Source organism: Paenibacillus durus ATCC 35681 (assembly GCF_000993825.1).
In the GTDB taxonomy this organism is placed as follows: domain Bacteria; phylum Bacillota; class Bacilli; order Paenibacillales; family Paenibacillaceae; genus Paenibacillus_AQ; species Paenibacillus_AQ durus_B.
This window is the reverse complement of the sequence record NZ_CP011114.1, coordinates 1,889,987-1,902,820: the sequence shown is the minus strand read 5'-3', so window position 1 is coordinate 1,902,820 and position 12,834 is coordinate 1,889,987. Positions and strand designations below refer to the sequence as shown.

Sequence of the window (12,834 nt, the reverse complement as noted above, 5' to 3'; positions counted from 1 at the left end):
GTTTGGAGGCACCCAATGAACGAACAAGTAAGCGATGAATACATCATCGGCGAGGTGCTGAAGGGAAAACGTGAAGTGTTTGCGGTACTGGTGGACAAATACAAGTCCGGATTATACGCTTTCCTGCTCCGAATGGGCGCGAGCGATCAGGATGCGCAGGATTTGGCGCAGGATACTTTTATTATGGCGTACCAGAAGCTTCACAATCTCAGCAGCAATTGCAGCTTTGTCGCATGGCTATATGCCATTGCCATCAATCGGTTCAGAGACCTGAAGAGGCGCAAAAGGTTCAGCTTTGGGGTCAACTCCCTGTTGTTGGAGAAAGATCAATCCCCCACCCCGGAAGAACAGTATATGCGTAAGGAGGAGAAACTTGAAATACATAAGAAGCTGGCCAAGCTGCCGGAACGGTACCGGATTGTACTTTTGCTGCGCTATACCAATGAATTAACCTATGAGGAAATCTCCGACATTACGGGAATGACGATGCATCAAGTCAAGAACCGCCTCTTCCGTGCCCGTCAAAAGCTGAAGAAACAATGGCCGCAAGCAAAGGAGGACTCCAATGAAAAAATGGGAATACAGCAAACCAGATGATATTGCTGAAGACGAACTGTTCCTCTGCCTAAGTTCAGAGCCAACCCGGCAGCTTCCCGATCATTTTACGGAACAGGTAATGGATCGCTTGTACCGGACCGAGATACTGCCCGCTTCCGGAACAAGAGTGAGCGTGCTTTCTGGAATGCGCCGTGCCAGAAGGGTGAGACTTGGTCTGCAATGGGGAGGCGCTGCGGCCGGAGCTGTAGCTTTGGTTCTTCTGATTACCTCCGCAGTCTCGGAGCCGTCTCTGACCCATTCGCCAATCAAGAAGCTGTTCGTGTCAAAACTGACCAATGAGCTACCCGCATACACCAACGAATGGCCGGATGTCGGACTGCAGGAAGCCCAAGAACTCGGTGTGGTTCAGCAGCCGAATATTCAGGTAAGCGATCACGGTTTTGTCTTTTCGTTGCAAACTGTTGTAGCCGATCCTACGCGAACGGTGCTAACCATACGGATTACCGACAGCGCGGGAAAACCGGCGGATGCAGCGATGAACAGGTTCGATTTCAATCAATTGCACATCAAGAATGAAGCCGGGGCCGATATCGGAGAACTCAGATCCACCATGCCAATCGACAACCCCGCTGTATCCGGGAAATCTGCCCAAAAGTATGTAATGTTGACTTACATTTTTCCTAATGAAAAGCCCGGTGACTCGATAGTCATTCAGGGAGATGTTCATGAGCTTGAGAACGGCGACGGTAAAGGGAAGGCCCTTTCCGGGGACTGGAGTTTCAGTTATAAAGCCGACATGACCAAAGCCCGGGATTTATCGGTAACCTCAAATTTAAATGAGTCATATACCACTCCTGAAGGACTAAATGTGGAGATGGAACAGCTTGTTCGTACCCCCGCCGGAGTCCAACTGAAATTTAGCACATCGCTCACCGCTGAAGCGGCAGCCCGTACGCCGGAGAACCTCAGAAATCTTCTTGGCGTGATGTTCCACTTCGAGGATGAGAACAAACACGAACTTTCCAGAATCAACAGTTCCAACGACGATGGAGGGCGCATCGACACAACCATAAGCTACTCCATGGAAGAGGATGCTCAGGATGGAAAACAGCACTGGACCTATTATTTCTACTTCCTCCCCTATGACAGCATGAAGGTACGCTTTATACTGGATGGTTACTATATACCCGTGGAATCCAATGACTCCATTACTTTCCGGCCGAAGGAAATCAAACGACAGCCCGCTATTTTTAATAATCAAGGCGACAGCCTGAAGATACATGACATGGAGATTAAGGAAATTCCTGATGAACCGGGTATGTCTGGTTGGATGACGGTCAGCGGAAAATTTGCCAACAAGTTCAATAGCGATCATTGGGTCGCCCGTGACGGAGATGGCAAGGAGTACAATGTTATTTTTAGAGGAGCACTTACCGATGGTGTAACTGTTACGATTGACGGACCGAATGGGGGAACAAGTCCCAGCTATCTAATCGCTAAAGGAATGACAACATTTCCGGAGAAGCTTTCGCTCACTCGCACCATCACGGACAAGAGATACACCGATGTGGATTGGGGTTTTGAGCTGCCTATAATTGAACGGAATGAAGCCTTAAAATCCATTTCTATCCCGACATATGATCGGTCATCTTCCAAGATACGGAATTAGCTGATAATAAATGCAAACAGCCCGTGCCGTACGCGGGCTTTACTATGTACGACTATGGGTGATATATTACTTCCATATCTCGACTAAAATATCCGAAGTCAACCTGAAGCAGCAGAAAATAGAGCGGGTCGAGAAATTATCCGGCGAAGAGCCGGACTTTGGAGCAAAAAGGTCAAGAAAGGGAATAGTTGTAAACCCTTCTCGACCCTTTTTTTAAAATAACAACAGGATTTATGAAAAGGAGTTATCCATCAGTAGGAGAAACTACTTTATGGGACAGTTCCAAGGTATTAACTGGATTGCTTATTGATGCTTCAGCAAGAATAGTTGCGATCTGTTCGCTGTCCTCTTCTCTATAAACATGCTCGTGATAATGGGGTTGGTGGATGTCTATCCATCCGTATTCGATAGCCTTTTGATAATAATATATTGCACGTTCCTTTTCACCAGTCAAATAAAACAAACAGGCTGCGTTCCAATACAGCGCGGCATCCCTGTTCCAGTCCCAGCCTCTATCAAGGGCTTGTGCGTAGCTCCAAGCAGCACGGGAGTAGTCTTTATTCACACCATACTTCGTATCGCCGCGCATATAATGGTTTCCGTTGACAAGGAAATTATTTAATGGGAGATTCCATCCAAACAGAACGGGGAAATCAGCAAGCAGCTTGAAACCCGCAGACATAGCTGTTCTTTGTGAACCGATGTTGTTGGACCAGCATTGCCATCCAACTCTGGTAATCCCCCGCTGTTTGGCGAGCGAAAGTGCTCCTAACGCTGTCTTGCGTGCCCATCCATTACCTCGATATCTTTTCACCGGTTTGAATTCCCAACTCGCATTCATTTCCAACTACCCAATCTGTAAGGCACCAGCTAATAATAGTCGGATCTTCATCGGTATTTTGTATAGCAACACATCCAAATCCTCTGTCCTCGTAAGCTTCTAATGAAGGCCAACCCTCTTGAATTTCACCAATTAATTCATTAAGACCCACTAAATCTTGTCGCTTTAACAAGCTGGCATTCACCGGAATAATGCAATCATCGTGGGAGGTATCCACACCATTCAAATCGTGAGTAAAAGTCATTCTCCCACTGCGGAGAGGCAATAAATCTTTCATAACCAGCTTGAGAACATTCTCCCATGTCTCATCCGACGGATAAAACACTACATAATCTAACTTTCCACTGGATGCAAGCTTTGGTAATAGTTCCTTTGAGAGCAGTTTGTTCACTTCTTCGAAAAAAGAGGTGTTCTCTGGACTGCCTCCCAGGAAAAAACCTTGAGGACTCATTAATACTGCTGTTTTACAGTCATTAGACAGGAAAACTCGACCGGGTACAACGCCTGAAATGACACCCTTTATCGATAAATGTTGGTTTAAATCGTCAAACAGCCCTGATGCCTTGCAGAAGTTTTGACTAGTGAGTTCCACTCCATGAAGCAATTTATGAGAATACGCCATGCCCGTTTGCCTCCCATGAGCCTATGAGAGGATTTATCCACTATAAATATAAACCCCTCACATGCTTATCAATTTGTTTGTTCTTATTCACATTATCACTCCTTTAAACGTAGTAGAGGGCTATGCTCTAAGGAGCTATTAGTTCTATGCCCCATTCAATTATGGATAAATAATACAATTTAAGCAAGGTCGATATTGGATATAGATTACCTTCTATTTGCATAAACGATTGACCGCAATTGGTTAATGTTTTTATCTGAGAGTGGTGTTACCGACATGTCGGCAGAATACTTCGCATCTTTGAAAGAGTCGACAGATCAGCTGGCGGCTGAAACAGATGGCAAAAGTATTGAAGAACTGGACCGGATGATGGCTGACGTTAGCGGGCGTTTACGTACATTCATTGCAGAGCACGAGGATATCGAGGATTTAAATCAGTAACTGGGATATACAAAAGGGACGCCCCGATTCTGGGACGTCCCTCATCTTTTATTACAAATTCCCTGCCGCCGCTGGAGATAACACACCGGCTTCCAATTCCACCAGCTGTTTGCCCCAATTGGAAGCCCACTCCCGGAGTTCGCTCGTTTCCAGAGGAACCGGAACTTTAGACTCGGTATGGTCCACGATTTTCTGCGCCAGCGATTTATAGATCTGCGCCTGTTTGGAGTTAGGGTCCGCTTCAATGGTCGTCTTCCCTTGCAGCTCAGCCTGCGTCACGGATACCGAACGCGGAACATACTCCATCACCTGCGTATGCGTACGGGCAACGAAATCATCAACGATCTCCTTGGCGTAAGGAGCGTTGATCGAGTTGGCAATAACCCCGCCAAGCAAGGCGCCGCCCTCGGTAGAGTATTTATGAATCCCTTTAAAAAGGTTGTTAGCCGCATAAAGCGCCATGAAATCGGCGGAGGTAACCGTAAATACATGCTCGGCAATGCCTTCCCGTACAGGAACGGCAAATCCCCCGCAGACTACGTCCCCAAGGACATCATAAATGACATAGTCCAGATCAAGCTCTTCAAAGACTTTCTGCTGCTTCAGCAGAGAGACGGAGGTAATGATCCCTCTTCCCGCGCAGCCGACACCCGGAGCCGGTCCGCCCGCTTCCACGCAGTAAATTCCATTGAAGCCTTCAAAAATAACGTCATGCGCTCTCACAATCTGCTTATCCCTTAACGTATCTAGCACAGTGGGAATATATTCGCCGCCGCGCAGTGTGTTGGTCGAATCACTCTTTGGATCGCAGCCGAACTGCATTACCTTGTAGCCAGCCACAGACAGAGCCGCGCTAATGTTGGAAGTTGTCGTTGACTTGCCTATCCCCCCTTTGCCGTAGATTGCGATTTGTTTTATTTTTTTAGCCATTAAAAAGCACTCCTTCGCTGTTATACGCATTTTAACATTGGTATACGGACAACGTCTAACGGTTATCCCCTTGGCAGAATCATAACGCCGCCGATGAGGATAGCTGTTCGGCAAGCTCAAGCGGCGCTTTGGCTGCGGCCGGCTGGGCTGGCGGTTTGGCCGCGGCCGTCTCGCCTTGCAGCAGCTCCCATACCCGATGCCGAATCCAGCTGAAATCTGCGGTGGACTGGACATCCCCTACACTCCTCGGACGAGGCAGAGAAACGGGAACAATTTCGCGAACCTTGCCGGGATTCGGAGACATCACCACGACCCGATCGGCAAGAGCGACAGCTTCATCGATACTGTGGGTAACAAAAATAATCGTTTTTCCGGTCTGCTCCCAGATCCGCAGCAGTTCATCCTGCAGCGTCTCGCGGGTCTGGGCATCCACCGCCGCAAACGGCTCGTCCATAAGCAGCACTTCAGGATCATAGGCCAGAGCCCGGGCAATAGCTACCCGCTGTTTCATCCCGCCCGACAGTTCATACGGGTAACGGTCCGCATAATTGCTTAACCCGACAAGCTCCAGAAACCGGTCGCTGATGGCTTTCCGGTCTTTTTTCGGAACCTTCTTAATTTCAAGACCAAACTCGACATTGCGGCGAACCGTCCGCCAAGGAAATAAGGCGTAGCCCTGCATAACGATTCCCCGATCCAGAGCGGGGCCGGTAATTTTTTTGCCATCAATATACAGTTCGCCTTCGGTCGGCGTTGCAAGCCCGGCTATAAGATCCAGCAGGGTTGATTTTCCGCAGCCGCTGGGTCCCACGATGGTCAAGAATTCACCGGGTCGTACTTCCAGATCCACGTCCTGCAACGCGGTAAACTGCTTCTTCTCCTCATCTTTATTCAGCCGGATCGAATATCTGCGGGTAACCCCGCTCACCTTAATTTTCGCTTCAGTGGCCACTTCCCATTCTCCTCTCTGTTATCCAATTTGGGCGGCTATACTAGCCGAATCGTCAATATACGTGAACGGGTCCTGCTCGTACCAGCTATCCCGGTAAGGCAGTCTCGTATTGCTGCCAAGATTTTTGTTAAAAGAAGGATTTTTCAAAATGCGGCTGACCCGTTCAGCTACTTCATATACGCCCTTGTATCCCAGGTAATCGTCACTTTGTCCAAATAGCGGGAAGATCGGGTATCCCTGCTTGGCTGCGGAGCCGTTAACTCCGATATGGCCGACGAATAAGTCGGGGGTGATTTTGCTGAGCAGATTGGCCTGCTCGAACACTTGGCCCGAACCGATATTAAAGATCGCTTTTTCCGAATTCGGAACATCCTCCATATATTCATCCAGAAGAATCTCGCCGTATTTGTCGAAATGATATCCCCGCAGACCCAGGATCTCAAACCCGAGATTATGCAGCAGCTCTGCTGTAGTCAATATCCGAACCTCACCGCCGGTAAGAAACGCCGTCTTGCCTTTGAACTCAGCTTTAAACGGTTCAATCGCTTGCTTAAGCTCCGCCGTCTCCGCGGCAATCAGCTTCTCGGCCTGTTCTTCGATTCCGAAGAAGGAAGCGATATCGCGCAGCCATTTGTTCGTATTGGCGATGCCGATTGGAATCGTCCGCAGCACATAAGGGATACCGTACAATTGCTGGAAATGCTCGACGAAATAGTCATCATGCGTTGCGCAGATGCTCACATTAAGAGCCGCTTCATGGGCATAGACAAAATCATCGGGATGCGAATAAGAAGGCAAAATCCGTACATTGAGATCAAGCGCCTTGAGCAGGCGAACCAATTCCTCCTCATCTATGCGGCTCATCGAGCCGACATTGAGCAGATTAACCGTCTTGCTGATTATAGCCTGGTGTTCGGCTTCCTCCTCCGGTGTGCGAACGACCGCCGGTTTCGTATCTTTGTCTTCGCCGACAAGGTTGCGGATCAGACCGTGATAGACGGAATCATAGGCGGTTGCCTGAATTTTGGTCTTGAAGCCTTCGCAGTGAATAGGGACGATCTTGGCCGATACCTGCTTCTGCAGATCATCCAGGATACCGTCAATATCATCGCCGATCAAGGCCGGCACGCAGCTGTTAAATACAAGAATGGCGCTCGGACGGAATTCCCGCTCGGCTTTGAGCACGGCCTGACGCAGCTTGGCTTCGCCTCCGCTGATTACATCCACTTCGCTGAGATTCGTGTTAATCCAGCGTAAGCCAATCGCCGATTCCTGACGCAGCTTCTGAAATACTTTATTAATCCCGGCGTTCTGGATCAGATTGCCGCCGCAGCCTATCGGACTGTGAATGACCATAACCGCGTCGCGCATCGAGCTGATCATGCCAAGACTTAGGTTAAGCTGGCAGCCTTGGGTCTGGGAGAAGGTGCGCTTGCTGGCATAAAGGCAGCCTTTCTTGGAATCTTTGGACAGATCACCGCAAGTTCCTCCATAGGCTTGGCAAGCCATCAGGCGATCTTCACGCACCGGCGGTACTTTATGTTTGATATAATCCACTTTCGCAAACCTCCTAAATGTATGATGTAAAAAAGATACCTTTTAACGATGAGCGACAACCAGACTCAGCACATCCTCGGCTAGAGTAAGCCCGCCCGTATATCCGGCGTAGGCCCGGTTCAGCACTACACGGTTGGAGATGGGATACGTGACCGGCAGAAGCGGTACTTTGAATTGCTCCGCCGTATCGCGTTCCATGACGCTTCCCAGAATAACGCCGGGCGCAAACCCTTTATAATATTTCTGCCCCTGGTTCTGCGGCCAGTGACGGTTGATGTATCCGCCGACACTTGAGGCATCCTCATCGAATACAATTTCCGGGCGCAGCCCGGATTCATAATCGCTGAACGTGGCAAGAACCCGTTCCTTCTGTTCCTCCGCCAATATGTCGGTAATAACAACCAGTTCCGGCAGCCAGCCCAGATCGTCGGCAAGAAACCGCGTCAGCGCCTGCGTGTAATTAGGATCGCCAACCACGGTGGCATAACGCTGGAAATCGAGGTCATTGTACACATCGGCCAGACGTTCCAGGTAAGGATAGTACGCCTTTCTTTCTTCCTGGATCAATCTCTCGATCTTAATGTCATCGACGCCGAGAGCCTTGCCCACTGTACGAAGGAAACGCGAAGTGCCGTGATCGCCAACCGGCAATTGAACCGTCAGATAGGGAACACCGTGTACTTCTTCGAATACTTTGGCCGCTTCGATCCCGTATGCGTCCGACACCACGATGTTGAGGCTTGCTTTGGCGGCATTTTTCAGGTTGTCCAAAGTCTCGCCTTGGCCGAAGAACGTATTGGCCTCGAAGCCCAGCTTCTTAAGCAAATTTTTCAGCACACCGAGATTGCCTTTCCAGAACACGTCCTGCATCGGAACAACGCCCCACAAGTTGACCGTCTTGGCGTCTTTTTCCTCAGTCTTTTCGACAAAATCGCGGAATAAAGTCTCAAGAACCAGCTCATAACCGTAATAGGAGTTTCCTTTGAAGCTGACCGTTTCCGCCGCCAGTACCGGTAATTCTCCGCCCTTGAAGCGTTTGGTTACCGCATGAACATTGTCGCCGATCATTTCAACCATGCAGCCCGTGACTACAAAATACAGATCCCCGTCCATTACCTTCAGGGTATTCTCGATTTGTTCGTACAGCCGTCCTTCGCCGCCGAACACAATGTCCCGCTCGGATACGTTCGAGCTTGGGAGCGCCTGCCCGCCGCAATAATTGCCGCCGTTATACCCGGAAGCTCCGCTTAGGGCGCCCGCCAGATTCCCGCCGCAGCCCGAGGAAGAATGAAGAATCGGAATCGCCCGGGGCAGGGACTGGATAGTGCCGATCGCACCGCCAAGGGCGCATACATAACGCGGTCTTTCAATTACTTTGCTCATGATAAACCTCCTGTTTGCGCCGGTTCCTGAAACAATACGGTGGATAAGTAGCGTTCGCCGGTATCCGGCAGCAGCACGACAATATTTTTGCCTCTATTCTCTTTTCGTTTAGCCAGCTGAGAGGCTGCAAAGACGGCTGCGCCCGAGGAGATGCCAACCAGCAGCCCTTCCGTGCTCGCCAATTCCCGCGCCGTTTCCAGTGCTTCTTCGTTCCGTACCTTGTACACCTCGTCGATGATTTCCCGGTTCAGAATGAGCGGAACGAATCCGGCGCCAAGACCCTGGATTTTATGCGGACCGGGATTTCCGCCCGAAAGAACTGGAGAATCAAACGGCTCCACAGCCACAATCTGCACATCCGGGTTCCGTTCTTTCAGAACTTCTCCAACTCCGGTTATCGTTCCCCCGGTTCCGACGCCGCTGACGAAGATATCTACTTTCCCGTCTGTATCCCGCCAGATTTCCTCGGCGGTTGTCTGACGGTGGATTTTAGGATTGGCCGAATTGTTGAACTGCTGCAGAATGAACGAATTCGGGGTAACCGCCGCCAGCGCTTCCGCCTTGCGGACAGAACCCTTGATACCCTCCGCGCCAGGAGTCAGCACCAGCTCAGCGCCCAGCGCCTTCAGCAGATTGCGGCGCTCTATGCTCATCGTGTCAGGCATCGTCAAGATCAGCCGGTATCCGCGGGCCGCAGCTACAAAAGCAAGCGCAATTCCGGTATTACCGCTTGTAGGCTCTATTAGAACAGTCCCAGGACCGATCAGGCCCTGATCCTCCGCATCCTTGATCATCGCATAACCGATCCGGTCCTTTACGCTTCCTGCCGGATTGAAGTATTCCAGCTTTGCTATTACCGGCGCACCCAGATTTTTCTCTTCGTTGAAGGCCTTAAGCTCCAATAGCGGAGTGTTGCCAATAAGGTCCGTCAGTTTACTAGCGATTCTTGTCATACCTTGTTCCTCCATTTCAATTTGAACTGCAGAAGATGCAGGTTATGAGAAAAACTCCTATTGGAGTCTTTTCGATGAAGTTGCCGAATCCCTCTTTAATCTAAAAAAGAGACTTGTCCCCGCCATGAATGGTCAAGATCAAGCCTCCAGTGAACTGGTTGGCATACGAGTATAAATAAAGCAGCAATATATGTGATAATAATCACAATCCGGCGGATAAAAAAAGGAAGCCAAGCGCTCCAAATACATTAGGAGGCTCAGCTTCCGGGGGTCCGGTCAGCTAATTGCTAAATCATATTATTTCAATGTGAATTAATGGATAATGTGGATTATAGAGAAGATTTCCCGCGCTGTCAATGAACTTTTTTCAAATTTTTTCAATTCCGGTTTCTCAAAAATGCAAATATGCTTCCCATTAAGTTCCTGAACTGTTCTTGGACCAGCGCTTCATCGTCACTTCCGTTCTGAATCCGATTGCTTCATAGAAAGGCTGCGTCGGACCCGTATATACTTTGACCGCTCCCATTGCTCTCAGCCGATTCAAGCCTTCATAGATGACCGCCCGGCCCAGTCCGAGCCGCCGGTAATCGATATGAGTGCCTACAGGCTCAAGCATACCTATCCTGTTCCGGTCATCCCAAAATATGTTGCAAAATGACACCACCTCTCCCCGTCCGTTAACCGCAGCCAAATCCAGTTCGGGGCGGTAGCCCGGCGCCTTCCGCAGCTCCCCATAATATTCAAGTGTCCATTTTGCCTCTTCCGTATTCGGATAGTTAAAGGCCATAATATGGCCGACAGCTTTATCCCGGTCGCTCAGCCTCTGTCCGTTACGGAGAGTGATGCCCGGCGGCAATTCCACCGGAAAATCTCGATCCAGCTCAATCGAAACGACCGTATCGCCTCCATCCGCCTGCACATATCCCCTGTTCTTGGCCAGCGCCTTCAGGCTTGTCATAAACTCCGGAATAACCAAATGAATTACGTTGTTATATGAATAATTTTTATCCGCCAGTTCCTCGTAAAAATCCAGCAATCCGCTCATCAGGCTCTCTGTAGGATGAAGAGTATTCAGTTGAAAATACATATCGCCATCCATACAAGCGACACCGGCAAGTTTACCGCTTTCATCCTCCCATAATCCAACCTGCCGTTCCCAGTCCTCAAGCTGTCCCTTCCTTGCTTCCCCGAAAAAAATCTCGAACTCCCAACGGTCGATCAACCAGCTGTTCGGCTGTTTTAAATTGGAGTAACTGTCCATCAGAAATCGGCGCACCTTCATCATATCTCCCCGCTGGTAGCCGCGGTATTTAATCTTCATGCAAATTCCCCTCCTCTCTGGTTCCCATCATACCGCCAGCCTGAGCGGACGTAAATTCCGACAATGGGTATAATTGTTCTTGTCCTGCCTTATGAAAAATAAAGAGAGCGGCTTTCCGCCGCTCGCCCGAAATTAATTTTTGGCGTAAACAATTTTTCTGATCGTTTCCAGGGACAGCCCATACAGCTCTGACAATCGGGTAATGGATATCCCGTGATGAAAACGGTCGCGAATCTCCTCGTTGCGTGCCCGATAGTAAGCAGCCCCTCCCGAGTTTTCTCCCCATTTTTTCCTCGGTCCATGGCACTTGGGGATATAGAGAATGCCTCCCTCCACATACCGCTGAATCTCTTTCAGCAGTTCCTTCGGAAGAATTTCATCGGCCTTCAAATATTTCATGCGGCTCCCGCTCCTTAAAATAAATTGATATTTTAAGGGCAAAGCCGGCGGGTATAAACCGCTGTCACGATCCTGCAAGCGAACAATAACCGCTCCATGCAAGCTTCGCTTTGTTTATACCGCAGACTTTGCATGGAGCATAAATGAGTACGAAGTCGATAATTTGGTTCATTTCCCTCACCTCCTTGACGGCGAATCTCCGGTAATCGCTCTCGGATACGCGGCACATACTTGATGCATTAAATGCGGCTATCCTGCGGCGTGCGGCTGAGCTGATACTGCTTAGGCGTCACGCCAAACTGTTTTTTAAACAAAGCAATGAAGTGTGAAATGTTGTCGTAATTCAGATGCATTGCCGTCTCCGTAACCGTGCGCTCCTGAAGCAGCTTACTGGCGAGTTTCATTTTTTCGCGGGTGATGTATTCGAGCGGGGCGAGACCTGTTATCCTTTTGAACAGATGGGTGAAATGAGTGTGCGATATATTATAGCTGCCTGCCAGCTCTTTCACAGATGCAAGCGTTAACAATTGTGAGTGAATGTCGCGGATGGCGCGGAACACAGGATGTTTGCTCTCGTTATGCAGGCTCAGCCGGAAGGCCCGGATGCGCAGCAGATGATATGCCAGTTCCTGCGCCGCAAGGTCGACCAGAAAGATTTTGCTGTCTCCCGGGTAAGCCATGTAGGTCTTCATCCGGCTGATTGCCTTTACGACAGGGTCCATCTCATCGCTCTTCAATCCGCACCGTACAACATCCCCGACCGTCGCTTTCTCCGCAAGTCCGAATTCTTCGCCTACCACTGGTTCAAGGCGCTCAATCAGTTCATCGCCCAGCTCGAATACAAGCGCTTTCGTCTGGCGCTCTATCGACATTTCGACTGAGGAGTGCGGCGGAAGCAGAATCATTTCATCAGACCTATAATGAAAGCTCTCCGTTTTATTAATCCGCACTTTCTTCTCCCCATCCAAAATCGTACACAGCTTGGAGTATTCATAAGAAGAGTACTGCTCGTAGTAATGCTCAGGCAGATCATAATATAAAATCCGGATCAAATCGGTTTGAAACCCGTAGTGCAGTTCATCGTACCGGCTAAAGTTCTTTAAAAGCTTTTCCATGCGTCCTCCAGAAGTTTCGTGTATTTTACCGCAGTTACGGTTAGTTTTTTGATGTTTAAAGCCTTATTTTAATATTAAAGCAAGGATATCACA

The 12,834-nt window shown here is 49.4% G+C and carries 13 protein-coding genes; 3 read left to right on the top strand and 10 right to left on the bottom strand.

Features of this window, described 5'->3' with window-relative positions:
* Nucleotides 1-15: 15 nt before the first annotated feature.
* Both VK70_RS08595 and VK70_RS08590 read left to right on the top strand, forming a co-directional pair.
* Nucleotides 16-597, top strand: coding sequence for an RNA polymerase sigma factor (locus tag VK70_RS08595; RefSeq protein WP_025697958.1), 582 nt, complete (start codon nucleotides 16-18; stop codon nucleotides 595-597).
* Nucleotides 566-2,227 carry a hypothetical protein gene (locus VK70_RS08590; protein WP_025697959.1) on the top strand — a complete coding sequence of 554 codons (1,662 nt, stop codon included), beginning with the start codon at nucleotides 566-568 and terminating at the stop codon, nucleotides 2,225-2,227. The genes VK70_RS08595 and VK70_RS08590 overlap by 32 nt, the downstream gene beginning before the upstream one ends.
* Before the next feature lie 244 nt (nucleotides 2,228-2,471).
* Here VK70_RS08590 and VK70_RS28895 read toward each other — a convergent pair whose 3' ends face one another.
* Both VK70_RS28895 and VK70_RS28890 read right to left on the bottom strand, forming a co-directional pair.
* The gene (locus VK70_RS28895) at nucleotides 2,472-3,041 is read right to left on the bottom strand and encodes a tetratricopeptide repeat protein (RefSeq protein ID WP_233277791.1); all 570 of its coding nucleotides are present in this window, start codon (nucleotides 3,039-3,041) and stop codon (nucleotides 2,472-2,474) included.
* Nucleotides 3,022-3,690 (bottom strand): GNAT family N-acetyltransferase, encoded by a 669-nt coding sequence (locus VK70_RS28890; RefSeq protein WP_233277790.1) that lies wholly within the window; start codon nucleotides 3,688-3,690, stop codon nucleotides 3,022-3,024. The genes VK70_RS28895 and VK70_RS28890 overlap by 20 nt, the downstream gene beginning before the upstream one ends.
* Nucleotides 3,691-3,966: 276 nt before the next feature.
* Between VK70_RS28890 and VK70_RS27795 the strand changes: the two genes are divergently transcribed.
* Nucleotides 3,967-4,131, top strand: a complete 165-nt coding sequence (locus VK70_RS27795) for a hypothetical protein (protein WP_155986950.1) — start codon at nucleotides 3,967-3,969, stop codon at nucleotides 4,129-4,131.
* Nucleotides 4,132-4,182: 51 nt separating this feature from the next.
* Here VK70_RS27795 and nifH read toward each other — a convergent pair whose 3' ends face one another.
* The 8 genes from nifH to VK70_RS08540 all read right to left on the bottom strand — a co-directional run bounded on the left by nifH (nucleotide 4,183) and on the right by VK70_RS08540 (nucleotide 12,741).
* Entirely contained in the window at nucleotides 4,183-5,061 is an 879-nt protein-coding gene (nifH, locus tag VK70_RS08575; RefSeq protein ID WP_025697960.1) for a nitrogenase iron protein, read from the bottom strand.
* A gap of 79 nt (nucleotides 5,062-5,140) precedes the next feature.
* Nucleotides 5,141-6,013, bottom strand: coding sequence for an ABC transporter ATP-binding protein (locus tag VK70_RS08570; protein WP_052755988.1), 873 nt, complete (start codon nucleotides 6,011-6,013; stop codon nucleotides 5,141-5,143).
* Between the two features lie 18 nt (nucleotides 6,014-6,031).
* Nucleotides 6,032-7,570, bottom strand: coding sequence for a nitrogenase component 1 (locus VK70_RS08565; RefSeq protein WP_025699029.1), 1,539 nt, complete (start codon nucleotides 7,568-7,570; stop codon nucleotides 6,032-6,034).
* Nucleotides 7,571-7,612: 42 nt separating this feature from the next.
* Nucleotides 7,613-8,953, bottom strand: a complete 1,341-nt coding sequence (locus VK70_RS08560; RefSeq protein ID WP_025699031.1) for a nitrogenase component 1 — start codon at nucleotides 8,951-8,953, stop codon at nucleotides 7,613-7,615.
* Entirely contained in the window at nucleotides 8,950-9,906 is a 957-nt protein-coding gene (gene cysK / locus VK70_RS08555; protein WP_025699033.1) for a cysteine synthase A, read from the bottom strand. Before cysK ends, VK70_RS08560 begins: the two co-directional genes overlap by 4 nt.
* A gap of 415 nt (nucleotides 9,907-10,321) precedes the next feature.
* Nucleotides 10,322-11,227 carry a GNAT family N-acetyltransferase gene (locus VK70_RS28885; protein WP_025699035.1) on the bottom strand — a complete coding sequence of 302 codons (906 nt, stop codon included), beginning with the start codon at nucleotides 11,225-11,227 and terminating at the stop codon, nucleotides 10,322-10,324.
* 132 nt (nucleotides 11,228-11,359) lie between these two features.
* Nucleotides 11,360-11,626, bottom strand: coding sequence for a CD3324 family protein (locus VK70_RS08545; protein ID WP_025699036.1), 267 nt, complete (start codon nucleotides 11,624-11,626; stop codon nucleotides 11,360-11,362).
* Nucleotides 11,627-11,865: 239 nt separating this feature from the next.
* Nucleotides 11,866-12,741, bottom strand: a complete 876-nt coding sequence (locus VK70_RS08540) for a helix-turn-helix transcriptional regulator (protein ID WP_025699038.1) — start codon at nucleotides 12,739-12,741, stop codon at nucleotides 11,866-11,868.
* Nucleotides 12,742-12,834: the final 93 nt, after the last annotated feature.